The 25,570-nt window shown below is 69.5% G+C and carries 20 protein-coding genes; 15 read left to right on the top strand and 5 right to left on the bottom strand.

The genetic code is table 11. The annotated features are described in order from the left end of the window. Positions 1-80 precede the first annotated feature (80 nt). From uvrC to pgi, 12 genes are all read left to right on the top strand, one after another. Positions 81-2,132 carry an excinuclease ABC subunit UvrC gene (uvrC, locus tag OG496_RS16940; protein WP_366494211.1) on the top strand — a complete coding sequence of 684 codons (2,052 nt, stop codon included), beginning with the start codon at positions 81-83 and terminating at the stop codon, positions 2,130-2,132. Further along, positions 2,129-3,133 carry an RNase adapter RapZ gene (gene rapZ, locus OG496_RS16935; protein ID WP_405971441.1) on the top strand — a complete coding sequence of 335 codons (1,005 nt, stop codon included), beginning with the start codon at positions 2,129-2,131 and terminating at the stop codon, positions 3,131-3,133. The genes uvrC and rapZ overlap by 4 nt, the downstream gene beginning before the upstream one ends. Next, complete coding sequence (gene yvcK, locus OG496_RS16930) at positions 3,130-4,197, top strand: uridine diphosphate-N-acetylglucosamine-binding protein YvcK (RefSeq protein ID WP_026150944.1); 1,068 nt, start codon at positions 3,130-3,132, stop codon at positions 4,195-4,197. Before rapZ ends, yvcK begins: the two co-directional genes overlap by 4 nt. After that, entirely contained in the window at positions 4,188-5,177 is a 990-nt protein-coding gene (gene whiA / locus OG496_RS16925; RefSeq protein ID WP_019060506.1) for a DNA-binding protein WhiA, read from the top strand. The genes yvcK and whiA overlap by 10 nt, the downstream gene beginning before the upstream one ends. Positions 5,178-5,475: 298 nt before the next feature. Then, positions 5,476-8,433 carry a M14 family zinc carboxypeptidase gene (locus tag OG496_RS16920; protein WP_405971440.1) on the top strand — a complete coding sequence of 986 codons (2,958 nt, stop codon included), beginning with the start codon at positions 5,476-5,478 and terminating at the stop codon, positions 8,431-8,433. Positions 8,434-8,622: 189 nt separating this feature from the next. Then, positions 8,623-9,633: a type I glyceraldehyde-3-phosphate dehydrogenase gene (gene gap, locus OG496_RS16915; RefSeq protein ID WP_366494214.1), complete on the top strand. Its 1,011-nt coding sequence runs from the start codon at positions 8,623-8,625 to the stop codon at positions 9,631-9,633. A gap of 148 nt (positions 9,634-9,781) precedes the next feature. Then, positions 9,782-10,993, top strand: coding sequence for a phosphoglycerate kinase (locus OG496_RS16910; protein WP_366494215.1), 1,212 nt, complete (start codon positions 9,782-9,784; stop codon positions 10,991-10,993). 5 nt (positions 10,994-10,998) lie between these two features. After that, positions 10,999-11,775 (top strand): triose-phosphate isomerase, encoded by a 777-nt coding sequence (tpiA, locus tag OG496_RS16905; RefSeq protein ID WP_405971439.1) that lies wholly within the window; start codon positions 10,999-11,001, stop codon positions 11,773-11,775. A gap of 138 nt (positions 11,776-11,913) precedes the next feature. Then, positions 11,914-12,147 carry a preprotein translocase subunit SecG gene (gene secG, locus OG496_RS16900; protein ID WP_078652560.1) on the top strand — a complete coding sequence of 78 codons (234 nt, stop codon included), beginning with the start codon at positions 11,914-11,916 and terminating at the stop codon, positions 12,145-12,147. A gap of 207 nt (positions 12,148-12,354) precedes the next feature. Beyond that, positions 12,355-12,690, top strand: a complete 336-nt coding sequence (locus OG496_RS16895; protein WP_078623027.1) for an RNA polymerase-binding protein RbpA — start codon at positions 12,355-12,357, stop codon at positions 12,688-12,690. Between the two features lie 133 nt (positions 12,691-12,823). Beyond that, complete coding sequence (locus OG496_RS16890) at positions 12,824-14,092, top strand: MFS transporter (RefSeq protein ID WP_405971438.1); 1,269 nt, start codon at positions 12,824-12,826, stop codon at positions 14,090-14,092. 54 nt (positions 14,093-14,146) lie between these two features. Next, the gene (gene pgi, locus OG496_RS16885; protein WP_405971437.1) at positions 14,147-15,799 is read left to right on the top strand and encodes a glucose-6-phosphate isomerase; all 1,653 of its coding nucleotides are present in this window, start codon (positions 14,147-14,149) and stop codon (positions 15,797-15,799) included. 66 nt (positions 15,800-15,865) lie between these two features. On the opposite strand, the gene pgl is transcribed toward pgi, so the two are convergent. From pgl to tkt, 5 genes are read right to left on the bottom strand one after another with little or no spacing between them, the layout of a single operon-like run. Next, on the bottom strand, positions 15,866-16,648 hold the full coding sequence (gene pgl / locus OG496_RS16880; protein WP_365307546.1) for a 6-phosphogluconolactonase: 783 nt from the start codon (positions 16,646-16,648) through the stop codon (positions 15,866-15,868). Then, entirely contained in the window at positions 16,645-17,766 is a 1,122-nt protein-coding gene (gene opcA, locus OG496_RS16875; RefSeq protein WP_405971436.1) for a glucose-6-phosphate dehydrogenase assembly protein OpcA, read from the bottom strand. The genes pgl and opcA overlap by 4 nt, the downstream gene beginning before the upstream one ends. Continuing rightward, positions 17,763-19,286, bottom strand: coding sequence for a glucose-6-phosphate dehydrogenase (gene zwf, locus OG496_RS16870; RefSeq protein ID WP_366494221.1), 1,524 nt, complete (start codon positions 19,284-19,286; stop codon positions 17,763-17,765). The genes opcA and zwf overlap by 4 nt, the downstream gene beginning before the upstream one ends. Before the next feature lie 4 nt (positions 19,287-19,290). After that, positions 19,291-20,409 carry a transaldolase gene (tal, locus tag OG496_RS16865; protein WP_399394340.1) on the bottom strand — a complete coding sequence of 373 codons (1,119 nt, stop codon included), beginning with the start codon at positions 20,407-20,409 and terminating at the stop codon, positions 19,291-19,293. Between the two features lie 34 nt (positions 20,410-20,443). After that, positions 20,444-22,531, bottom strand: coding sequence for a transketolase (gene tkt, locus OG496_RS16860; protein ID WP_405971435.1), 2,088 nt, complete (start codon positions 22,529-22,531; stop codon positions 20,444-20,446). A 356-nt stretch (positions 22,532-22,887) separates the two neighbouring features. Between tkt and OG496_RS16855 the strand changes: the two genes are divergently transcribed. From OG496_RS16855 to OG496_RS16845, 3 genes are all read left to right on the top strand, one after another. Continuing rightward, on the top strand, positions 22,888-23,841 hold the full coding sequence (locus OG496_RS16855) for a heme o synthase (RefSeq protein WP_399394752.1): 954 nt from the start codon (positions 22,888-22,890) through the stop codon (positions 23,839-23,841). A gap of 93 nt (positions 23,842-23,934) precedes the next feature. Further along, complete coding sequence (locus OG496_RS16850) at positions 23,935-24,267, top strand: hypothetical protein (protein ID WP_366494225.1); 333 nt, start codon at positions 23,935-23,937, stop codon at positions 24,265-24,267. Positions 24,268-24,463: 196 nt separating this feature from the next. Beyond that, positions 24,464-25,570, top strand: coding sequence for an amidohydrolase family protein (locus tag OG496_RS16845; RefSeq protein ID WP_405971434.1), 1,107 nt, complete (start codon positions 24,464-24,466; stop codon positions 25,568-25,570).

Here is a 25,570-nt window from a genome sequence, read left to right as displayed (position 1 = left end):
CGGCAAGAGTTCCGCTGGGCGTGTCCGGCGTTGTCCACAGCCCCGCCGCGCTGTCACTCCGCGCCAGTAGGGTGTGAAACATGGCCGATCCCTCCAGCTACCGCCCCAGGCCGGGAGAGATCCCGGACTCGCCCGGGGTCTACAAGTTCCGCGACGAGCACCGCCGGGTGATCTACGTCGGAAAGGCGAAGAGCCTGCGCCAGCGCCTGGCGAACTACTTCCAGGACCTGGCCGGACTCCACCCGCGCACGCGCACGATGGTCACCACGGCCGCGTCGGTGGAGTGGACGGTGGTGTCCACGGAGGTCGAGGCACTCCAGCTGGAGTACTCCTGGATCAAGGAGTACGACCCCCGGTTCAACGTCAAGTACCGCGACGACAAGAGCTACCCGTACCTCGCGGTGACGATGAACGAGGAGTACCCGCGCGTGCAGGTGATGCGCGGTCACAAGAAGAAGGGCGTCCGCTACTTCGGGCCGTACGGACACGCCTGGGCGATCCGCGACACCGTGGACCTCCTGCTGCGCGTGTTCCCCGTCCGCACCTGCTCGGCGGGTGTCTTCAAGAACGCGGCGCGCACCGGCCGCCCCTGTCTGCTCGGCTACATCGGCAAGTGCTCCGCTCCCTGCGTCGGCCGCGTCTCCGAGGAGGAGCACCGCGAACTGGCCGAGGAGTTCAGCGACTTCATGGCCGGCCGCACCGGCACGTACATCCGCCGTCTGGAGAAGCAGATGACGGACGCGGCCGAGGAGATGGAGTACGAGCGGGCCGCCCGCCTGCGCGACGACATCGACGCCCTCAAGAAGGCCATGGAGAAGAGCGCGGTCGTCCTCGCCGACGCGACCGACGCCGACCTGATCGCCGTCGCCGAGGACGAGCTGGAGGCGGCCGTCCAGATCTTCCACGTCCGCGGCGGACGCGTGCGCGGCCAGCGCGGCTGGGTCACCGACAAGGTCGAGGACGTCACCACCGCGGCCCTCGTCGAGCACGCCCTCCAGCAGCTCTACGGCGAGGAGACCGGGGACTCCGTCCCCAAGGAGGTCCTCGTCCCGGCCCTGCCCGACCCGGTGGAGCCGGTCCAGCAGTGGCTGACCGACCGCCGCGGGGCGAACGTGTCACTGCGCATCCCGCAGCGCGGCGACAAGAAGTCCCTCATGGAGACCGTCGCGCGCAACGCCCAGCAGTCGCTGATCCTCCACAAGACCAAGCGCGCCTCCGACCTCACCACCCGCTCACGCGCCCTGGAGGAGATCTCCGAGGCCCTCGACCTGGACAGCGCCCCCCTGAGGATCGAGTGCTACGACATCTCGCACCTCCAGGGCGACGACGTCGTGGCGTCGATGGTCGTCTTCGAGGACGGGCTGGCGCGCAAGAGCGAGTACCGCCGCTTTCAGATCAAGGGCTTCGAGGGCCAGGACGACGTCCGCTCGATGCACGAGGTGATCACCCGCCGCTTCCGGCGCTATCTCGCCGAGAAGGAGAAGACGGGGGAGTGGGCGGACGGCGACGAGCTGAGCGACCTGAAGGACGAGGAGGGCCGCCCCAAGCGGTTCGCCTACCCGCCGCAGCTCGTCGTCGTCGACGGCGGGCAGCCGCAGGTCGCCGCCGCCAAGAAGGCCCTCGACGAGCTGGGCATCGACGACATCGCCGTGTGCGGCCTCGCCAAGCGCCTGGAGGAGGTCTGGCTCCCGGACGACGACGACCCGGTGGTCCTGCCCCGCACCAGCGAGGGCCTCTACCTCCTCCAGCGCGTCCGCGACGAGGCCCACCGCTTCGCGATCACCTATCAGCGGGCCAAGAGGGCCAAGCGGTTTCGGGCGAGCCCCCTGGACGACGTGCCCGGCCTCGGCGAGACCCGCAAACAGGCACTGATCAAACACTTCGGTTCGGTGAAGAAGCTGCGATCCGCGACAATCGACCAGATCTGCGAGGTTCCGGGCATAGGTCGCAAGACCGCCGAGACCATCGCGGTGGCCCTCGCCCAGGCGGCCCCGGCCGCACCCGCCGTGAACACGGCGACTGGAGAGATCATGGAAGACATGGAAGACGGGACACCCGGGACCACGGCGGGTGCCCCAGGGGAGCCCGTACCCGCGGGAGCCCCGGACGAGCGACGGGGGCAGGAGACATGACCGAACAAGAGAAGCAGCCCACAGCGGACCGAGATCGGACGCACAAGGAAACCGGCGACGATCAGGCTCCGCAGCAAGAGGTCCAGGACGACGGAGCACAGGTGAGTACGGACAGCACGACACCCGGGGTGCCCGAAGCGGCCATCCCCGAGCTGGTGATCATCTCCGGCATGTCCGGAGCCGGGCGGTCCACCGCCGCCAAGTGCCTGGAGGACCTCGGCTGGTTCGTCGTCGACAACCTCCCGCCCGCCCTGATCCCCACCATGGTGGAGCTCGGCGCCCGCTCCCAGGGCAACGTGGCACGCATCGCGGTCGTCGTCGACGTACGCGGACGGCGCTTCTTCGACAACCTCCGCGAGTCCCTCGCCGACCTGGAGTCGAAGCACGTCACCCGGCGGATCGTCTTCCTGGAGTCCTCCGACGACGCCCTGGTGCGCCGCTTCGAGTCGGTGCGCCGCCCGCACCCCCTCCAGGGCGACGGCCGCATCGTCGACGGCATCGACGCCGAACGCGAGCTGCTGCGCGAACTGCGCGGCGATGCCGACCTCGTCATCGACACCTCCAGCCTCAACGTCCACGAACTGCGCGCCAAGATGGACGCCCAGTTCGCCGGCGAGGAGGAGCCCGAACTGCGGGCCACCGTCATGTCCTTCGGCTTCAAGTACGGCCTCCCGGTCGACGCCGACCTCGTCGCCGACATGCGCTTTCTGCCCAACCCGCACTGGATCCCGGAGCTGCGCCCCTTCAACGGCCTCAACGAAGAGGTCTCGGCGTACGTCTTCAACCAGCCCGGCGCCAAGGAGTTCCTCGACCGCTACGCCGAGCTGCTGAGGCTCATCGCGGCCGGCTACCGGCGCGAGGGCAAGCGGTACGTGACGATCGCGATCGGCTGCACCGGCGGCAAGCACCGCTCGGTCGCCACGGCGGAGAAACTCGCCGCGCGGCTCGTGGCCGAGGGCGTGGAGACGGTGGTCGTACACCGGGACATGGGACGGGAATGACAGGACGTAGCCCACGGCTGGGCAGGCTGCGCCGCGTGGTGCCCGAAGGACGGACGACCAGGCCTGTCGAGGCCCGCGGCGGCAAGCCGCGCCGGCGCGGCACCCAGCCCAAGGTGGTCGCCCTCGGCGGCGGCATGGGCCTGTCCGCCTCGCTCACCGCACTGCGCCGCATCACCGGCGACCTCACCGCCGTCGTCACCGTGGCCGACGACGGCGGCTCCAGCGGACGCCTGCGCGACGAACTGGGCGTACTGCCCCCCGGGGACCTGCGCAAGGCCCTCGCCGCGCTGTGCGGCGACGACGACTGGGGCCAGACCTGGGCCCGCGTCATCCAGCACCGCTTCCAGTCCAAGGGCGACCTGCACGAACACGCGGTCGGCAATCTGCTGATCGTCGCCCTGTGGGAACAGCTCGGCGACCACGTCCAGGCCCTCGACCTGGTCGGCAAGCTGCTCGGCGCGCACGGGCGCGTGCTGCCCATGTCCGCCGTACCGCTGGAGCTGCAGGCCCTGGTCAAGGGGCACGATCCGGCGCGGCCCGACGACGTCGACACCGTGCGGGGGCAGGCCACCGTGGCGCTCACGCCCGGCGAGGTGATGTCCGTGCACGTCGTGCCGCACGACCCGCCGGCCGTGCCCGAGGCCGTCGCCGCCGTGCTCGACGCGGACTGGGTGGTGCTCGGTCCCGGCTCCTGGTTCTCGTCCGTCATCCCGCACCTGCTGGTGCCGGAACTGCTCGACGCGCTCACCGAGACGAAGGCGCGCCGGGTACTCTCCCTGAACCTCGCGCCGCAGCCCGGAGAAACCGATGGCTTCTCCCCGCAGCGTCATTTGGAGGTTTTGGGACGACACGCCCCTAAACTCGCCCTGGACGTGGTGCTGGCCGACGAGGCCGCCGTGCCCGATCGCGCGTCGCTCACCGAAGCCGCCAAGCGGCTGGACGCCGCGGTCGAGCTGGCGCCGGTGGCCCGGACCGACGGAACTCCAAGGCACGACCCGGAGCTGTTGGCCGCCGCGTACGACCGTATTTTTCGGATGCATGGAAGGATCGGCCCATGGCGATGACGGCAGCGGTGAAGGATGAGATCTCCCGGCTCCCCGTCACCCGGACCTGCTGCAGGAAGGCGGAGGTCTCCGCCATTCTGCGGTTCGCCGGAGGCCTCCACCTGGTGAGCGGGCGCATCGTGATCGAGGCGGAGCTGGACACCGCGATGGCGGCGCGCCGGCTCAAGCGGGACATCCTGGAGATCTTCGGCCACAGCTCCGAACTGATCGTGATGGCGCCCGGCGGCCTCCGCCGCGGCTCCCGTTACGTCGTCCGGGTGGTCGCGGGCGGCGATCAGCTGGCCCGGCAGACAGGCCTCGTGGACGGCCGCGGACGCCCCATCCGGGGCCTGCCGCCGCAGGTCGTCTCGGGTGCCACCTGTGACGCCGAGGCGGCCTGGAGAGGCGCGTTCCTGGCCCACGGCTCGCTGACCGAGCCCGGCCGGTCCTCCTCCCTGGAGGTGACCTGCCCGGGTCCGGAGGCCGCGCTCGCGCTGGTCGGCGCCGCGCGCCGGCTGTCGATCGCGGCGAAGGCACGCGAGGTGCGAGGTGTCGACCGCGTGGTCGTCCGCGACGGCGACGCGATCGGCGCCCTGCTCACCCGGCTCGGCGCCCACGAGTCGGTGCTGGCCTGGGAGGAGCGCCGGATGCGCCGCGAGGTGCGCGCCACGGCGAACCGGCTCGCCAACTTCGACGACGCCAACCTGCGCCGCTCGGCCCGCGCGGCCGTCGCCGCAGGAGCCCGTGTGGGGCGTGCGCTGGAGATCCTCGCCGACGAGGTCCCCGAGCACCTCGCGGCGGCCGGCCGCCTGCGCATGGACCACAAGCAGGCCTCCCTGGAGGAGCTGGGCGCGCTCGCCGACCCGCCGCTCACCAAGGACGCGGTGGCCGGCCGTATCCGCCGGCTCCTGGCGATGGCCGACAAGCGGGCCCAGGATCTCGGCATCCCGGGCACGGAGTCCAGCATCACCGAGGAGATGGCCGACAACATGGTCGGCTGACGATCATTCGACACGGGTCGGCCGATGATCCGTCAATACGCCGGTGCCGACGCCCACTTGGGGCGTCGGCACCGGCGTTTCGTTGTCGTCGGCCCCCTTGGCCGACTGCTGACGACCCGTTGACACGCCGACGCAGGCGCCCATTCGGGGCCCGACGGCCGATCGGGTCGGGGCAATCAATGGCCCGCACCCTGGAGGGCCCCGTTTGACCGTCCTTGATGCCCCCTTGACTCGATCATGAAGTGTCATGAGCCTGGCAACTGTTCGCCGCTGTGGCGAACGACTGCTAGGGGGATTCATGAGACACAGAGCGAGATCGATCCTCGCTGTCGGCGCCCTCCTGATCGCCGGGGCGAGCATCGCACCCATCGCCCAGGCGCAGGGCGGGAGTTCCGCGAAGTCCGACCCCGCCGAGGTCAAGGTCTTCCACGCCGACGTCACCCAGAAGCAGATACCCCTGCTCCTGAAGGCCGGACAGGACGCCCACGAACTCGGCGACAACCAGTTCTCGGCCTCCGGCAAGACCGCCGTCGAGGTCTACCTCACCGACCAGCAGGCCCAGAAGCTGGAGAAGCAGGGCGTCGACCTCACCGAGCACACCCTGTCGGCCAAGGCCGAGACGCGGGTCGAGGACGCGGCGCAGGGCGTGTTCCGCCCGTACAGCGGAAGCGGCGGCCTCGAAGAGGAGATCGTCAGGACCGGGCAGGCCAACCCCGGTCTCACCAAGGTCGAGTCCATCGGCAAGACGATCGACGGCCAGGACATCCTCGCGCTCAAACTGACCAAGAACGCGAAGAAGACCAAGGACGGCTCCAAGCCCTCCGTGCTCTACGTGTCCAACCAGCACGCGCGCGAGTGGATCACGCCGGAAATGACCCGCCGGCTGATGCACTACTACCTGGACAACTACAAGACCGACAAGCGCATCAAGAAGATCGTCGACTCCACGGAGTTGTGGTTCGTGCTGTCCGCCAACCCGGACGGCTACGACTACACCTTCCAGAACAGCGACACGCGCCTGTGGCGCAAGAACCTGCGGGACGTCAACGGTGACGGTGTCATCTCCACCGGTGACGGCGTCGACCTCAACCGCAACTTCTCCTACAAGTGGGGCTACGACGACGAGGGTTCGTCCCCGAACCCGACCAGCGAGACCTACCGGGGCGCGGCCCCCAACTCCGAGCCGGAGACCGCCGCACTCGACGCCTTCGAGAAGCGCATCGGCTTCAGCTACGGCATCAACTACCACTCCGCCGCCGAACTCCTCCTCTACGGAGTCGGCTGGCAGGTCGCGACCCCGACCCCGGACGACGTGCTCTACAAGGCGCTCGCCGGCACCCCGGACAACCCGGCGATCCCCGGCTACCGCTCGCAGGTCTCCTCGGAGCTGTACACGACCAACGGCGAGGCGGACGGCCACGCGTCGAACGTCAACAACATGTCGATGTTCACCCCCGAGATGTCGACCTGCCAGACCGCGTCGAACATCGACCCCAACGACGCCTGGAACGCGGCCGACTGCCAGTCCGTCTTCAACTACCCCGACGACGAGAAGCTGATCCAGGACGAGTTCGCGAAGAACATCCCCTTCGCACTCTCCGTCGCCGAGACCGCCGCCCACCCCGACCAGCCGAAGTCGTCGGTCGGCCTCGGCGCCGCCGACTTCACCCCGGCCACCTTCCCGACGTCGTACTCCCGCGGCGCCGACCAGGAGGTCTCCGTCGTCGCCCGGAAGTCCGTGCGCGACAAGGAGCTCAAGTACCGCGTCAACGGCGGCCGTACGGAGGACATGGCACTGAAGCCCTGGAAGGGCGGCCAGACCTACGGCGGGGACGACAACCTGTACTTCGACGAGTACCGGGCCAAGGTCAAGGACGGCGACCCGGGCGACAAGGTCGAGGTCTGGTTCACCGGTGAGACGAAGGCCGGGAAGCCCACCTCCAGCGCGCACTTCACGTACACGGTGGCCAAGCGGCCCGCGGCCGACACGCTCGTCGTAGCCGAGGAGGGCGCAGCCGCGACTCAGGCGCAGACCTACGTCGACGCCCTGAAGGCGGACGGCCGTAAGGCGGTCGTCTGGGACGTCGCCACGCAGGGCGCGCCCGACGCGCTCGGCGTGCTCGACCACTTCAAGACCGTCGTCCACTACTCGGGCACGGCGGGACCGGGCAACGACACCCAGCTCCAGCTGCGCGCCTTCCTCAACGAGGGCGGCAAGCTGATCGAGGCCGGTGAACAGGCGGGCGGCTCCGTCGACCTCGGCGACGGCACTCCCTCGAACGACTTCAGCCAGTACTACCTGGGTGCCTATTCGCGTACGTCCCTCCCCGGGGCCACCGGTTTCACCGGCTCCGGCAAGCTCGCCGGCTTCACCGGGCCGCTCAGTGGCGCACCCGGCAACCCGCTGGACCGGGCGGGCAGTTACAGCGTCACCTCCGACTCGCTGTCCCCGACCACGTACCCGCAGTTCGCGAGTGCCGGGGCGGGTCAGTTCGCCGGGACCGTCAACCCGTACGGGCCCTACGCGGGCTCCTACATGGCCGCCGCCGTCCACACCGACGACGCCTACAAGCGCCTCACCCGCACCATCGACCTCACCGGGGTGAGCGCGGCCGACAAGCCCACGCTGCGCAGCGAACTGCTGTGGGACACCGAGCCCGGCTACGACCACGCCGTCGTCGAGATCCACACCACCGGGGCCGACGACTGGACCACGCTCCCGGAGGTCGGCGGCGCCACCAGCACCGCCCTGCCCTCGGAGTGCGAGGCCGGGTTCCTCGTCGCCGAACACCCGTGGCTCAAGCACTACCTGACCTTCTCCACCAGCGGCTGCACCGCGACCGGCAGCACCGGCTCGTGGAACAGCTTCACCGGCGCCTCCAACGGCTGGCAGCAGGTCGGCTTCGACCTGAGCGCCTACGCGGGCAAGTCGGTCGAGGTCTCGCTCAGCTACATCACCGACCCGGGCTCCGGCGGCCACGGCGTCCTCGCCGACGACACCTCGCTCGTCGTCGGCGGCACGGCGACCCAGACCGAGGGCTTCGAGACCTCCCTGGGCGCCTGGAGCGTGACAGGACCGCCCCCGGGCAGCCCCGCGGTCCTGAAGGACTGGACCCGCACCGGAGCCCTGTTCCAGACGTACGGCGCGGTCACCACCGACCGCACCGTGCTGCTCGGCTTCGGCCTGGAACAGGTCACCTCGGCGACCGACCGGGCGGCCCTGCTCAAGAAGGCGCTGACCGCTCTGACCAGCTGACCCCGTGTGACCATGTCATGAACATCAAGGGCGGTCCGTACCCCTACTGGCGGGTACGGACCGCCCTGCCGTGTATGGGGCATCTCGATGTCACCACGGAGGGCTCAGGGAGGTAGGGTCGTAGGCGGTCGGGGACATCCCATACAACTCGCCGGCACTGAGCCGGCGTACCAACGAGGAGATCGGTTCGTGACGATCCGCGTAGGCATCAACGGCTTTGGCCGCATCGGTCGTAACTACTTCCGCGCGCTGCTGAAGCAGGGTGCTGACATCGAGATCGTGGCTGTCAACGACCTGGGTGACACCGCGACCACCGCTCACCTGCTCAAGTACGACACCATCCTGGGCCGCCTGCAGGCCGAGGTGTCGCACACCGCCGACACGATCACCGTCGACGGGCACACGATCAAGGTCCTGTCCGAGCGCAACCCCTCCGACATCCCGTGGGGCGAGCTGGGCGTCGACATCGTCATCGAGTCGACCGGCATCTTCACGAAGAAGGCCGACGCCGAGAAGCACATCGCCGGCGGCGCCAAGAAGGTCCTCATCTCGGCTCCGGCCAAGGACGAGGACATCACGATCGTGATGGGCGTCAACCAGGACAAGTACGACGCGGCCAACCACCACGTCATCTCGAACGCCTCCTGCACCACCAACTGTGTGGCGCCGATGGCCAAGGTTCTCGACGAGAACTTCGGCATCGTCAAGGGCCTGATGACGACGGTCCACGCGTACACGAACGACCAGCGCATCCTGGACTTCCCGCACTCGGACCTGCGCCGCGCGCGTGCCGCCGCCGAGAACATCATCCCGACCACGACCGGTGCCGCCAAGGCCACCGCCCTGGTCCTCCCGCAGCTCAAGGGCAAGCTGGACGGCATCGCGATGCGCGTCCCGGTCCCGACCGGTTCGGCCACCGACCTGGTCGTCACGCTGCAGCGCGAGGTCACCAAGGACGAGGTCAACGCCGCGTTCAAGAAGGCCTCCGAGGACGGCGACCTCAAGGGTTACCTGTCCTACACCGAGGACCCGATCGTCTCCTCCGACATCGTCGGCGACCAGGCCTCCTGCACCTTCGACTCCCTCCTGACCATGGTTCAGGAAGGCAACACGGTGAAGATCCTCGGCTGGTACGACAACGAGTGGGGCTACTCCAACCGCCTCGTCGACCTCACGGTCTTCGTCGGCGGCCAGCTCTAACTCCCAGAGCAGGCAACTCGATGTGAGTCAGGGCTCGGGCAGCGCACGCCGCGCTGCCCGAGCCCTTGCTACGTAGTGTCCGAGCCTTCGCTACGTAGTGATCGATCAGCCCTCTCGGATCTGAAGAGCCCTCCCTAGGAGTCCCTTTATGAAGACGATCGACGAACTTCTCGCCGAAGGCGTGGACGGCAAGCGGGTCTTCGTCCGCGCCGACCTCAACGTCCCGCTGGCCGACGGCCTCATCACCGACGACGGCCGCATCCGCGCCGTGCTGCCCACGGTCAAGGCCCTCGTCGAGGCGGGCGCCAAGGTGATCGTGGCCTCGCACCTGGGCCGCCCCAAGGGCGCCCCGGACCCGGCCTTCTCCCTCCTCCAGCCCGCCGAGCGCCTCGCCGAACTCCTGGGCGCGCCGGTCGCGTTCGCCCAGGACACCGTCGGCCCCGCCGCCCACGACGCGGTGCGCGGCCTCGAACCCGGCCAGGTCGCGGTCATCGAGAACCTGCGCTTCAACGCGGGCGAGACCTCCAAGGACGACGTCGAGCGCGGCGAGTTCGCCGACCAGCTCGCCGCCCTGGCGGACATCTACGTAGGCGACGGTTTCGGTGCCGTGCACCGCAAGCACGCCTCCGTGTACGACCTCCCGGCCCGCCTGCCGCACTACGCCGGCTACCTCATCGCCACCGAGGTCGGCGTCCTGAAGAAGCTCACCGAGGACGTCAAGCGGCCCTACGTGGTCGCCCTGGGCGGCTCCAAGGTCTCCGACAAGCTCGCCGTCATCGACCAGCTGCTCGGCAAGGCCGACCGCATCCTCATCGGCGGCGGCATGGCCTTCACCTTCCTCAAGGCCCAGGGCTACGAGATCGGCGCCTCCCTGGTACAGGACGACCAGATTCCAGCCGTCACCGAGTACGTCGAGCGCGCCGAGAAGAACGGCGTCGAGCTGGTCGTCCCGGTCGACGTCGTGACCTCGGCCGGGTTCCCGGACCTGAAGACGAAGGCCCCGTCCAACCCCACCACCGTCGCCGCGGACGCCATCCCCGCCGACCAGATGGGCCTCGACATCGGTCCCGAGACCGGTGCCCTGTACGCCTCGAAGCTCGCCGACGCGGCCACCATTTTCTGGAACGGTCCGATGGGCGTCTTCGAGCACCCCGACTACGCCGAGGGCACCAAGGCGGTCGCCCAGGCCCTTCTCGACTCCCCGGCCTTCACGGTCGTCGGCGGTGGCGACTCCGCCGCGGCCGTCCGCATCCTGGGCTTCGACGAGACCGCATTCGGCCACATCTCGACCGGCGGCGGCGCCTCCCTCGAATACCTAGAGGGCAAGACGCTCCCCGGCCTCGCCGCACTGGAGGACTGACCTACATGAGCACGCGCACGCCGATCATGGCGGGCAACTGGAAGATGAACCTCAACCACCTTGAGGCCATCGCCCACGTCCAGAAGCTCGCCTTCGCCCTCGCGGACAAGGACTACGAGGCCGTCGAGGTCGCCGTCCTGCCGCCCTTCACCGACCTGCGCTCCGTGCAGACCCTGGTCGACGGCGACAAGCTCAAGATCAAGTACGGCGCCCAGGACATCTCGGCACACGACTCCGGCGCCTACACCGGCGAGATCTCCGGTGCGATGCTGGCCAAGCTGAAGTGCACGTACGTGGCCATCGGCCACTCCGAGCGCCGCCAGTACCACGCGGAGACCGACGAGATCGTCAACGCGAAGGTCAAGGCCGCCTACAAGCACGGCCTGACCCCGATCCTCTGCGTCGGCGAGGAACTCGACATCCGCGAGGCGGGCAACCACGTCGCCCACACCCTCTCCCAGGTCGAGGGCGGCCTCAAGGACGTCCCGGCCGAGCAGGCCGAGTCCATCGTCATCGCCTACGAGCCCGTCTGGGCCATCGGCACCGGCAAGGTCTGCGGTGCCGGCGACGCCCAGGAGGTCTGCCAGGCCATCCGCGGCAAGCTCGCTGAGCTGTACACCCAGGAACTGGCCGACCAGGTCCGCATCCAGTACGGCGGCTCCGTCAAGTCCGGCAACGTCGCCGAGATCATGGCCCAGCCCGACGTCGACGGCGCCCTGGTCGGCGGTGCCTCGCTGGACGCCGACGAGTTCGTCAAGATCGCGCGCTTCCGCGACCAGTGAGTCCGGCTTGAGCGCCCCGGAGGCGAACCGACAAGCCGCGTGTAGGCGGTAGCCGGGATCCGTCGTACCCTTGCGGGGGCATAGCGCCAGCCGCTATGCCCCTGTCGTCCATCCGAATCCGAGGAAGTTGGTCCAGCCGTGGTTTTGGGGTTCTCGATCGCCCTGATCGTCTTCAGCCTGCTGCTGATGCTGCTGGTGCTGATGCACAAGGGGAAGGGCGGCGGTCTCTCCGACATGTTCGGTGGCGGTATGGCGTCGTCCGTCGGCGGCTCTTCGGTCGCCGAGCGCAACCTGGACCGCATCACCGTGGTGCTCGGTGTGCTCTGGTTCGCCTGCATCGTCGTGCTCGGCCTGCTGATGAAGACGAGCTGACCGCACGTTCCGTCGCACATTCCGTACGTAAGGCCCCATGTTCGGTACGCGCAGCTGAGCGCGGCCTATCATGGGGCTTGCGTCTAGGTGTAGGGGCTGTAACTCCAACCACTGGACGCGCGTTGGGCCTTACGTAGACTGAGGCGCTCGCAACGGAGCGAAAACGCCGACTCGCTTCGCGGCACCATCACGCAGGGAGTTACGACCGTGGCAAGTGGCAACGCGATCCGAGGAAGCCGGGTCGGGGCGGGGCCGATGGGCGAGGCCGAGCGCGGCGAGTCCGCGCCCCGGCTGCGCATCGTCTTCTGGTGCTCCAACGGACACGAGACACAGCCCAGCTTCGCCAGCGACGCGCAGGTTCCCGAAACCTGGGACTGCCCCCGCTGTGGCTTCCCGGCCGGACAGGACCGGGACAATCCGCCGGCCCCGCCGCGCACCGAGCCCTACAAGACGCACCTCGCGTATGTACGGGAGCGGCGCAGCGACGCGGACGGCGAGGCGATCCTCGCCGAGGCGCTCGCCAAACTGCGGGGAGAAATCTAGGAGTTGAACCGGCCGGACGCCCACAAGGTGTCTGGCCGGAGCTGTTTCGCAGCCCGGTGGCCGACCCGCCCCCGGACCGATTGTCAGTGGTGCCCTCTACGGTTTGTGAAGTGACGAATCGTGAGGGGGAGCGGTGACGACGGTCGAGGTGACGGGCAGTCATGTGCCCGCGTGGCGCGGGGGGTTCGGGCGCCTGTGGAGCGCCGCGGTGATCTCGCGGTTCGGGGACGCGCTGCGTGGTGCGGCACTGCCGCTGCTCGCCGTCTCGCTGACGGACCGGCCCCTCCTCATCGCCTCCGTGACCGCCTGCGGCTATCTGCCCTGGATCGTCTTCGGACTGCTCGGCGGCGCGGTCGCGGACCGGGTGGACCAGCGGCGCGCGATGTGGACGGTGGACGCGGTCCGCGGACTGCTCGTCGCCGCCTTCGCCGTGGCCGTCGCACTCGGCCACGCCTCGATCCTGCTGCTCATCGCGCTGGCCTTCGCCCTCACCACGCTCCAGACCCTCTTCGACAACGCCTCCACGGCCCTGCTGCCGGCCCTGGTGGACCGGGCGGCGCTCGGCAGCGCCAACGCCCGGCTGATGACCGGGCAGAAGATCGCGGGCGGCCTGATGGGAGCGCCCGTGGTGCCCCTGCTGATCGCCGCGGGGGCGGCGGTTCCCTTCGTGGCCGACGCGGGCACCTTCCTCCTCGCCGCCGCACTGGTCGCCTCGCTGCGCACCACGGCGCCCGACCGTGCGCCGGGACAGGTGGGCAGCACCCTGCGCGGTGAGATCGCGGACGGGCTGCGCACCCTGTGGCGCGACCGGCCCCTGCGCGGACTGTGCGTCGCGACAGCCCTGTGCAACGTCGGCATGGGCGCCCTGATCGCCACCCTGGTGATCCTGGTGACCGGCTGGCTGGACGCCGGAACAGCCGGATACGCGGCGGCGACCACCGCGTTCACCGTCGGCGGCCTGGCCGGGGGAGTGGTGAACCGACGCATCGCTGCCCGCCTCGGCCCGATGCGGAGCGTGCTGCTCGCGGGCCTGGTGCAGACCGGCGCTCTCGTCGTCATGGGCTCCGTGCGCAGCCTGATCGCGGTCGTGGCGGCCCTCGCCGTCTTCGGCTTCATGAGCATGCTGTGGAACGTCAACACGACCACGCTGATGCAGCAGCGTGCCCCCGCCGACATGCTGGGCCGGGTCAGCTCCGCCTTCCGTACCCTGGCCGCCGCCGGGGCCCCGCTGGGCGCCCTCCTCGGTGGCGCCGTCGCCACGGCCTGGGGCCTGAACACGCCCGCCCTGCTCACCGCCGCCTTCTTCGTCCTGTCGGTCATCGCGCTGATACCTGCGGTCAAGCCGGACGTACCTGTTGTTGCCCCGCAGGACGACGCGACGACCGCTCATGCCACGGGCTGATCAATTAGGTTGGAACCGGCCCCCAGGTCGGTAGGAAAGAAGGCTGAAGTCGCAATGAACGCAGACGGCCGTACCAGGCTCAACCAGACGCCCGAGTGGACCGCCTTGGCCAAGCACCGTGAGGAGCTCGGCGAGGTGCAGCTGAGGGAGCTGTTCGCCGCCGATCCCGGGCGCGGCACCGGCTACACGCTCAAGGTCGGTGACCTGCACCTCGACTACTCGAAGCACCTCGTCACCGACGAGACCCTGCGGCTGCTGCACGCGCTGGCCGCCGCCGCGGACGTGTTCGGCCTCCGGGACGCGATGTTCCGCGGCGAGAAGATCAACGTCACCGAGGACCGCGCGGTCCTGCACACCGCGCTGCGCGCCCCGCGTGACGCGGTGGTCGAGGTCGACGGCGAGAACGTGGTGCCGCAGGTGCACGCCGTGCTCGACAAGATGGCCGGCTTCGCGGACCGCGTCCGCTCCGGCGAGTGGAGCGGCCACACCGGCAAGCGCATCAGGAACGTCGTCAACATCGGCATCGGCGGCTCCGACCTCGGTCCGGCGATGGCGTACGAGGTACTGCGCAGCTTCACCGACCGGGGTCTGACGGTCCGGTTCGTGTCGAACGTGGACGGCGCCGACCTGCACGAGGCGACCCGTGACCTCGACCCGGCGGAGACGCTGTTCATCATCGCGTCCAAGACGTTCACCACGATCGAGACGATCACCAACGCGACCTCGGCCCGCGACTGGCTGCTCACCGAGCTGAAGGCCGGTCAGGACGCCGTCGCCAAGCACTTCGTGGCGCTGTCGACGAACGCCGGCAAGGTCAGCGAGTTCGGCATCGACACGGCCAACATGTTCGAGTTCTGGGACTGGGTCGGCGGCCGCTACTCCTTCGACTCGGCGATCGGTCTCTCCCTGATGATCGCCATCGGCCCGGACCGTTTCCGCGAGATGCTCGACGGCTTCCACCTCGTCGACGAGCACTTCCGCACCGCGCCCGCCGAGTCCAACGTGCCTTTGCTGCTCGGCCTGTTGGGCGTCTGGTACGGCAACTTCCATGACACCCAGTCGCACGCGGTGCTGCCGTACAGCCACTACCTCTCCAAGTTCACCGCGTATCTGCAGCAGTTGGACATGGAGTCGAACGGCAAGTACGTGGGCCGGGACGGCCAGGAGGTCGACTGGCAGACCGGGCCGGTGGTCTGGGGTACGCCCGGGACCAATGGCCAGCACGCTTACTACCAACTCATCCACCAGGGCACGAAGTTGATCCCGGCGGACTTCATCGGCTTCGCCGAGCCGGTGGCCGAGCTGAGCGACGGGCTCAAGGCGCAGCACGACCTGCTGATGGCCAACTTCTTCGCGCAGACACAGGCGTTGGCGTTCGGCAAGACGCCGGACGAGGTGCGCGCGGAGGGCGTGGCCGAGGAGCTGGTGCCGCACAAGACGTTCAAGGGCAACCACCCCACGACGACGATCCTGGCCCGCGAGCTGACCCCGTCCGTGCTCGGGCAGTTGATCGCGCTCTACGAGCACAAGGTGTTCGTGCAGGGCGCGGTCTGGAACATCGACTCCTTCGACCAGTGGGGCGTCGAGCTGGGCAAGGTCCTCGCCAAGCGCGTCGAACCCGCCCTGAGCGAGGGCGCCGACGTACCCGGCCTGGACGCGTCGACGACGGCCCTGGTCGCCAAGTACCGCGAGCTGCGCGGGCGTTGAGACACCGAAGAGCCCGTACGACCGAGGTCGTACGGGCTCTTCAACGGGATGCCGTTGTCGCCGGTGTCAGGCCGAAGCCGGCGGATACAGCGCGCGCGGCAGCTGGGAGGCCGCCGCCGCGTCCAGCAGCCACAGGGTGCGGGCGCGGCCCTGCGCACCGGCCGCCGGTGCCTGGATCTCACCCGCGCCGGACAGGGCGATCGCCGCGGCCTCCGCCTTGTCCTCGCCGGCCGCGAGCAGCCACACCTCGCGGGCCGAGCGGATCGCCGGAAGGGTCAGGGTGACCCGGGTCGGCGGCGGCTTGGGCGCGCCATGGACGCCGACGACCGTGCGCTCGGTCTCCCGTACGGCGGGCAACTCCGGGAAGAGTGACGCCACATGGGTGTCCGGGCCGACGCCCAGCATCAGGACGTCGAAGGTCGGGACGGAACCGTGGTTCTCGGGACCGGCGGACCGGGCGAGTTCCTCGGCGTAACCGGCCGCCGCCGCTTCCACGTCGTTGCCGTAGAGGCCGTCGGACGCGGGCATGGCATGCACGCGCTTCGGGTCCAGCGGCACCGCGTCGAGCAGTGCCTCACGGGCCTGGGTGACATTGCGCTCCGGGTCGCCCTCGGGCAAGAACCGCTCGTCGCCCCACCACAGGTCGAGGCGGCCCCAGTCGACGGCGTCCCGGGCGGGCTGGCCCGCCAGGGCTGCCAGCAGACCGTTGCCGTTGCGACCGCCGGTGAGCACGATCGAGGCGTAGCCGCGCGAGGCCTGCGCGTCCACGATCTTCGTGATCAGCCGGGCCGCGGCGGCCTGGGCCATCAGTTCCTTGTCGCGGTGGACGACGAGCTGGGGAGTGCTCACTGCGGATCAGCCTTCTTCACCGGGGGCATCTTCGCCGGAGTGGGCCGGTCGGTGTCGCCCTGGCCCGCCGAAGCCGAAGCTGAACTCGGCGATGAGCCCGAAGCCGACGCGGGCGCCGCCTCCGTCACCGCGCGCACCGGCAGTGCCGGCGCCGGCTGAGCCGCCGCCTCCGCCCGTTCCGCCGCCGACTGGATGCCGCCCAGCCGGTCCACGCCGAACCGCAGCGCGGACGCGTAGGTGTCGTCCGGGTCGAGCCGGCGCAGCTCCTCCGCGAGGAGTTCGGAGGTCTCGCGGCGCTTGAGCGCCACCGCGCGGTCCGGTTGGCCGGGCAGGGCCAGGGTGGCCATCGCCCCGTCCGACCGGTGCAGCGTGATGGGGCCGCCGGTCGTCTCCAGGCGCACCTGGGTCAGACCGGGACCCGCGGAGACCGCCCGCCGGACATGCACGTGGAGGCGGTCGGCGAGCCACATCGCGAGCAGTTCGACGCTCGGGTTGGACTCCTCGCCCGCCACCTCGACGGAGACGATCTCCGAGTCGACCTGGTCGAGCGCGGCGGCCAGCATCGAACGCCACGGCGTGATCCGGGCCCAGGCCAGGTCGGTGTCACCCGGCTCGTAGCTCTCGGCGCGGGACCGCAGCTCGTCGACGGGTTTCTCCGCCGCGTAGCTGTCGGTGACCCGGCGCTGGCTCAGGGCGCCGAGCGGGTCGTTCGCCGGGTCGCGCGGCGCGTCCACCGACCACCAGACCACCACCGGCGCGTCCGGCAGCAGCAGCGGCAGCACCACGGACTGGGCGTGGTCGGAGACCTCGCCGTAGAGCCGCAGGACGACCGTCTCGCCGCTGCCCGCGTCCGTGCCCACCCGGACCTCGGCGTCGAGGCGGGACTGGGTGCGGTCCCGAGGTGAGCGCGAGACGCGCTTGATGACCACGAGCGTGCGCGAGGGGTGCTCGCGCGACGCGTCGTTGGCGGCCTTCAGGGCGTCGTAGGCGTTCTCCTCGTCCGTGACGACGACGAGGGTGAGCACCATGCCGACGGCCGGAGTGCCGATGGCGCGGCGGGCTTTCACCAGCCCCTTGTTGATCTTGCTGGCAGTGGTGTCGGTGAGGTCTATCTTCATGGCCGGCGCCAGCTCCGTCCCTCTCGTGCGAGCATTTCGTCCGCCTCGACCGGACCCCACGTCCCGGACTGGTACTGCGCGGGCTTGCCGTGCTTGTCCCAGTACCGCTCGATCGGGTCGAGGATCTTCCAGGAGAGCTCGACCTCCTCGGTGCGCGGGAAGAGGTTCGAGTCGCCGAGCAGGACGTCGAGGATCAGCCGCTCGTACGCCTCCGGGCTGGACTCCGTGAACGACTCGCCGTAGGCGAAGTCCATGGAGACGTCCCGGATCTCCATCGAGGTGCCGGGCACCTTGGAGCCGAAGCGGACCGTGACGCCCTCGTCGGGCTGGACGCGGAAGACGATCGCGTTCTGGCCCAGCTCCTCCGTCGCCGTCTGGTCGAAGGGGGAGTGCGGGGCGCGCTGGAAGACCACCGCGATCTCGGTGACCCGGCGGCCCAGGCGCTTGCCGGTGCGCAGGTAGAAGGGGACGCCCGCCCAGCGGCGGTTGTCGACCTCGACCTTGATGGCGGCGTAGGTGTCGGTCTTCGACTTGGGGTCGATACCGTCCTCCTGGAGGTAGCCGACGGCCTTCTCGCCGCCCTGCCAGCCCTCCGCGTACTGCCCGCGGACCGTGTTCCTGCCCAGGTCCTTCGGCAGCCGTACCGCGCCGAGCACCTTCTCCTTCTCGGCGGCCAGCGCGTCGGCGGAGAAGGAGGACGGCTCCTCCATCGCGGTCAGCGCCATCAGCTGGAGCAGGTGGTTCTGGATGACGTCACGGGCGGCGCCGATGCCGTCGTAGTAGCCGGCCCGGCCGCCGATGCCGATGTCCTCGGCCATGGTGATCTGCACGTGGTCCACGAAGGACCGGTTCCAGATCGGCTCGAACATCGTGTTGGCGAAGCGGAGCGCCAGGATGTTCTGGACGGTCTCCTTGCCGAGGTAGTGGTCGATGCGGAAGACCTGGTCCGCGGCGAAGACCTCGTGCACGACCTTGTTGAGGTCCTCGGCCGACTTGAGGTCGTGGCCGAAGGGCTTCTCGATGACCGCGCGGCGCCAGGAGCCCTTCTCCTGGTCGGCGAGACCGTGCTTCTTCAGCTGCTGGATGACGACCGGGAAGGAGCGCGGCGGCACCGACAGGTAGAAGGCGAAGTTCCCGCCCGTGCCCTGCGCCTTGTCCAGTTCGTCGATCGTGTCGCGGAGCCGCTCGAACGCGTCGTCGTCGTCGAAGGTGCCCTGGACGAAGCGCATCCCCTGGACGAGCTGCTGCCAGACCTCCTCACGGAACGGCGTACGGGAGTGCTCCTTGACCGCGTCGTGGACCTCCTGCGCGAAGTCCTCGTGGGCCCACTCGCGCCGGGCGAAGCCGACGAGCGAGAAACCCGGCGGCAGCAGACCACGGTTCGCGAGGTCGTACACGGCGGGCATCAGCTTTTTGCGTGACAAATCGCCTGTGACGCCGAAGATGACCAGGCCCGACGGCCCCGCGATACGCGGGAGCCGTCGGTCTGCGGGGTCACGCAGCGGGTTGCTGCTCGACAAGGTTTCAGCCCTCCGAGGGGGCGAGGCGCGCAAGCTCCGCCTCGGTCGACTTGAGCAGGTCGGTCCAGGCCGCCTCGAACTTCTCGACGCCCTCGTCCTCCAGCAGCTGCACGACCTCGTCGTACGAGATGCCGAGCGCTTCCACGGCGGCGATCTCGGCGCGGGACTGCTCGTACGTGCCGGAGATGGTGTTGCCGGTGATCCGGCCGTGGTCGTCGGTGGCCTCAAGAGTGGCCTCCGGCATGGTGTTCACCGTGTTCGGCGCCACCAGGTCGTCCACGTACAGCGTGTCCTTGTACGCCTTGTCCTTGACGCCGGTCGAGGCCCACAGCGGACGCTGCTTGTTGGCCTGCGCCTTGTCGAGGGCGGCCCAGCGATCCGAGGAGAAGACCTCTTCGTACGCCTCGTAGGCGAGCCGCGCGTTGGCGAGACCGGCCTTGCCGCGGGCGGCCTTGGCCTCGTCGGTGCCCAGCGTGTCGATCCGCTTGTCGATCTCGGTGTCCACGCGGGACACGAAGAAGGACGCCACGGAGTGGATCTTCGAGAGGTCCAGGCCGCGCTCCTTGGCCTTCTCCAGGCCGGAGATGAACGCGTCCATGACCTCGCGGTAGCGCGCCAGCGAGAAGATCAGCGTCACGTTGACGCTGATGCCGAGGCCGATGACCTCGGTGATCGCCGGGAGGCCCGCCCTGGTGGCCGGGATCTTGATCAGGGTGTTCGGGCGGTCCACCAGCCAGGCCAGCTGCTTGGCCTCGGCGATGGTCGCCGCCGTGTTGTGCGCCAGGCGCGGGTCGACCTCGATGGAGACCCGCCCGTCCTGGCCGCCGCTCGTGTCGTAGACCGGACGCAGGATGTCGGCGGCGTCACGGACGTCCGCCGTCGTGATCATGCGGAGGGCTTCCTCGACGGTCACCTTGCGGGCGGCGAGGTCGGTGAGCTGCTGCTCGTAACCGTCGCCCGACGAGATGGCCTTCTGGAAGATCGACGGGTTGGTGGTGACGCCCACGACGTGCTGCTGGTCGATCAGTTCGGCGAGGTTGCCGGACGTGATCCGCTTGCGCGACAGGTCGTCCAGCCAGATCGCGACGCCTTCCTCGGAGAGGCGCTTGAGTGCGTCTGTCATGGAAAATGCATCTCCTACGTGTCGTTTGTCAGCGTCAGCTCTGGGCGGCGGCGATGGATTCCCGGGCCTTCTCAGCCACGTTCTCGGCAGTGAAGCCGAACTCCTGGAAGAGCACCTTGCCGTCGGCGGAAGCCCCGAAGTGCTCCAGGGAAACGATGCGGCCGGCGTCCCCGACGAACCGGTACCAGGTCAGACCGATCCCGGCCTCGACCGCGACCCGCGCCTTGACGGACGGCGGCAGCACGCTCTCCCGGTACCCCTGGTCCTGCGCGTCGAACCACTCCACGCAGGGCATGGACACGACCCGCGTCGGCACCCCGGAGGCCTCCAGCTGCTCGCGCGCCTCGACGGCCACATGCACCTCGGAACCCGTACCGATGAGGATCACCTCGGGCGTCCCCGTGGACGCCTCGAACAGGACGTAGCCGCCCTTGGCGGTGTCCTCGTTGGCGTCGTACGTCGGCACACCCTGACGCGTCAGCGCGAAACCGTGCGGGGCACCCTCGCCGTACACCTTGGTGTAGCGGCGCAGGACCTCGCGCCAGGCGATGGCCGTCTCGTTGGCGTCGGCCGGGCGGACCACGTTCAGGCCCGGGATGGCGCGCAGCGAGGTCAGGTGCTCGACCGGCTGGTGGGTCGGGCCGTCCTCGCCGAGACCGACGGAGTCGTGCGTCCACACGTACGTCACCGGCAGGTGCATCAGCGCGGAGAGACGGACCGCGTTGCGCATGTAGTCGGAGAAGACGAGGAACGTACCGCCGTAGGCACGCGTGTTTCCGTGCAGCGTGATGCCGTTCAGCTCCGCGCCCATGGAGTGCTCGCGGATGCCGAAGTGGATCGTGCGGCCGTACGGGTTCGCCTCCGGCAGCGGGTTGTCCGCCGGGAGGAACGACGACGTCTTGTCGATCGTCGTGTTGTTGGAGCCCGCGAGGTCGGCCGAGCCGCCCCACAGCTCCGGGATGACCGCGCCGAGCGCCTGGAGCACCTTGCCGGACGCGGCACGGGTGGCGACGGACTTGCCCGTCTCGAAGGCCGGGAGCTGCTCTTCCCAGCCGGCCGGCAGCTCGCCCGCGCGGATGCGGTCGTACTCGGCCGCGCGCTCCGGGTTGTTCGTGCGCCATTCCTGGTACGACGGGTCCCACGCGGCCTTCGCCTCGCGGCCCCGGTCCAGCGCCTGGCGGGTGTGCTTGAGGACGTCGTCGGAGACGTCGAAGGACTTCTCCGGGTCGAAGCCGAGGACGCGCTTGGTGGCCGCGACCTCGTCGGCGCCGAGCGCCGAGCCGTGCGCGGCCTCGGTGTTCTGCGCGTGTGGCGCGGGCCAGGCGATGATCGAGCGCATCGCGATGAACGACGGCTTGTTCGTCACCTTCTTCGCGGCCTCGATGGCGTTGTAGATGGCGTGCGGGTCGAGGTCGCCGTCCGGCTTCGGGGCGACGCGCTGGACGTGCCAGCCGTAGGCCTCGTAGCGCTTGACGGTGTCCTCGGAGACCGCCGTCTCGGTGTCGCCCTCGATGGAGATGTGGTTGTCGTCCCACAGGAGGACGAGGTTGCCGAGCTCCTGGTGGCCGGCCATGGAGGACGCCTCCGCGGAGATGCCCTCCTGGAGGCAGCCGTCACCGGCGATCGCGAAGATGAAGTGGTCGAACGGGGACTCGCCCTGCGGGGCGTCCGGGTCGAACAGACCGCGCTCGTAGCGGGCGGCCATCGCCATGCCCACCGCGTTGGCGACACCCTGGCCCAGCGGGCCGGTCGTCGTCTCCACGCCGGTGGTGTGGCCGTACTCGGGGTGACCCGGAGTCTTGGAGCCCCACGTGCGGAACGCTTCCAGGTCGGCCAGCTCCAGGCCGAACCCGGCCAGGTAGAGCTGCGTGTAGAGGGTCAGGGACGAGTGACCGGCGGACAGGACGAACCGGTCGCGCCCCACCCAGTCGGCGTCGGCGGGGTCGTGGCGCATCACCTTCTGGAAGAGGGTGTACGCGGCCGGGGCCAGGCTCATCGCCGTACCGGGATGGCCGTTACCGACCTTCTGTACGGCATCGGCTGCCAGGACGCGCGCGGTGTCCACCGCGCGCTGGTCCAACTCGGTCCAGTCGAGGTCTGTTGTGGTCGGCTTGGTGCTCACCCTGGGTCAGGGCTCCTCTCCACATGTCACGCATGTCGAATGCCGGTGCACGCGGCGCCCACCGGCCGTTGTCGAGCCTACCCCCGTAAGAACGTGCATTTTTTCGAGTCATTCCAGACTGCCGGGACTCTCGCGGATCCGCCTCCCGACTGGGTCGATTCGCGTCCGGCAACTGAATACGGAGGTGCTCGTTCGAGTGCTCAACAGAGTGGCGATCAGCTCTTCCGGGGGTGCCGTCCAACACGACCCCACCCCCGCGAATGTCCGGGTCTGGGCAACGTCTACAGTGGCGTGGTACGCGTGAGCCTTTACGGGGAGTTCACACCCGAAGGCTTGCTGGGATGTCTCTGTCAGGGGTGTGCGTGACGGCCGTTGAATCCCGTCCAGCGGGGATTGTCGGGGCGAGCCAGAGCCCGAGCCGGCGGCCGATCGGGGCCCGGATCATGGCGTTCGTGGCGTTGACGAAGCCGCGGATCATCGAGCTGCTGCTGATCACCACCGTTCCGGTGATGTTCCTGGCCCAGCAGGGTGTGCCGGACCTCAAGCTGGTCCTCCTCACCTGCGTCGGCGGCTACCTCTCCGCGGGCGGCGCCAACGCGCTCAACATGTACATCGACCGCGACATCGACGCGCTCATGGACCGCACCTCGCAGCGCCCCCTGGTCACCGGCATGGTCAGCCCCCGCGAGTGCCTCGCCTTCGGCATCTCGCTCGGCGTGATCTCGACCCTGATGTTCGGCCTCACCGTCAACTGGCTGTCCGCCTGGCTCGCGCTCGGAGCACTCCTCTTCTACGTCGTCGTCTACACGATGATCCTCAAGCGCCGTACCTCGCAGAACATCGTGTGGGGCGGCATCGCGGGCTGCCTCCCGGTGCTCATCGGCTGGTCGGCCGTCACGGACTCCATGTCGTGGGCCCCCATCATTCTTTTCCTCGTCATGTTCTTCTGGACGCCTCCGCACTACTGGCCGCTCTCCATGAAGGTCAAGGACGACTACGCGCGCGTGGGCGTGCCGATGCTTCCGGTCGTCGCCTCGAACAAGGTCGTCGCCAAGCAGATCGTCATCTACAGCTGGGTCATGGTCGCGGTCTCGCTGCTGCTGACGCCCCTCGGCTACACCGGCTGGTTCTACACCACGGTCGCGCTGCTGGCCGGCGGCTTCTGGCTGTGGGAGGCGCACGGGCTGCAGAACCGGGCCAAGGCCGAGGTGAGTGGCGGCAAGCTCAAGGAGATGCGGCTGTTCCACTGGTCGATCACCTATGTGTCGCTCCTGTTCGTGGCGATCGCGGTGGACCCCTTCCTGCGATAACGCCCTCTTACGGCTCCGACGGGCGGGGTGCGTGGTCAAGGCCACGCACCCCGCCCGTCGCCGTTCGATCTACCCGTCGGTAGCATCCTGGCCATGGCAGACACGCAGCAGGTTGACGCGAAGGCCGAGCGCCAGGTGGCCCGCCTCGCCAAGCAGATCGGCACCTTCTCCAAGGCACACGGCGGGGCCGAGGGCCAAGTCGCGTACATCGGGGAGCGTGGCGCCCGCATCGTCCTCGTCGGCGAGGACGGCGGCTGGGGCGACCTGGTCGCCACGACGTACGAGATCGCCCAGCAGGCGGTCGAGAAGTCCGGGATCACCGTCCACGAGGACTTCGACGGCGAGTTCGCGGCCAAGGTCAAGACGGGCCCGTACGAATGGTCCCGCATGGCAGGCATCCAGGTGGGCGGCCCCGGCAACAGCTGAAGAGGGGGCGCGGGCCGTATCGATTCGCGGCTCCGCCGCGTGGGCGCGACCAGCCGCATCGGACCGCCGATCGCTGACGGACCCGCACCCCTCCCTCCACGGCGCCCCCTCACACGGGGTGTGTACAAGCAACACCTCACACCCGATTCACCCGTTAGGACCTCAGGAACACACGGTCCAGCCACGGGGAGTCCGGATGATCGAAACGACGTCCCTCGTGGACCAGTACTGCCACGGCGTACTGAGAACGGAGCTGGGCCTCGGCACCTTCGAGGCCCAACTCGCCCGCACCGAGGGCCCACCCGCCCCCGGCACCACCCTCTTCGACACCCAGACGGGCTTCGCGGTACGACGATGGTGCCCACCCCTGCTCGGCCTGGAGCCGCACTGCCCACCCGCCCGCTATCTCGCCCGGCGCCGTGAACTCGGCGTACTCGAAGCGGGCCGCAGGCTGCTGCGCGGCAGCGGCATCACGACGTACCTGATCGACACCGGCCTGCCCGGCGACCTCACCGGACCCGCCGAGATGGCGACCGCAGGGCAGGCGGACGCGCGGGAGATCGTCCGCCTGGAACTCCTCGCCGAACAGGTCGCCGACACCTCCGGCACCGTCGAGTCCTTCCTCGCCAACCTCGCCGAGTCGGTCCACGGCGCCGCCGCGAGCGCGGTCGCCTTCACGTCGGTGGCAGGCGTACGGCACGGCCTCGCGCTCGCGCCCGAACCGCCCGGCCCCGGCGAGGTACGGGGCGCGGCGGCCCGCTGGCTGGCCGGGCGCCGGGTCGGCGGGACCCTCAGCGACCCGGTGCTCCTACGGCACCTGCTGTGGATCGCGGTGGCATCCGGTCTGCCCCTCCAACTGCACGCCGGATTAGGCGAACCGGGCGTCCGCATCGACCGCACCGACCCCGTCCTGCTCACCGACTTCGTGCGGGCGACGGCCGGCCTCGGCACGGACCTGGTGCTGCTGCACAGCTACCCCTACCACCGGCACGCGGCCCACCTCGCCGGCGTCTTCCCGCACGTCTACGCCGACTCCGGTGCCGCGCTCGTCCGCACCGGCGCCCGCGCCGCGACCGTGCTCGCCGAGATCCTGGAACTGGCCCCCTTCGGCAAGATCCTCTTCTCCAGCGGGGCCCACGGACTGCCCGAACTGCACGTCGTAGGAGCGCGGTTGTTCCGCGAGGCGCTCGCGCGGGTGCTCGGTACCTGGGTCGCGGAGGGGGCCTGGGCACCGGCCGACGCGCAGCGGGTCGCGGGACTGATCGCGGTCGGCAACGCAAAGAGGGTGTACGGGCTGGAGTGA

The organism is Streptomyces sp. NBC_00988, from assembly GCF_045162645.1.
Taxonomy (GTDB): Bacteria; Actinomycetota; Actinomycetes; order Streptomycetales; family Streptomycetaceae; genus Streptomyces.
Note: the sequence above shows the minus strand (reverse complement) of the source record. Positions and strands in the feature narration are given on the sequence as shown.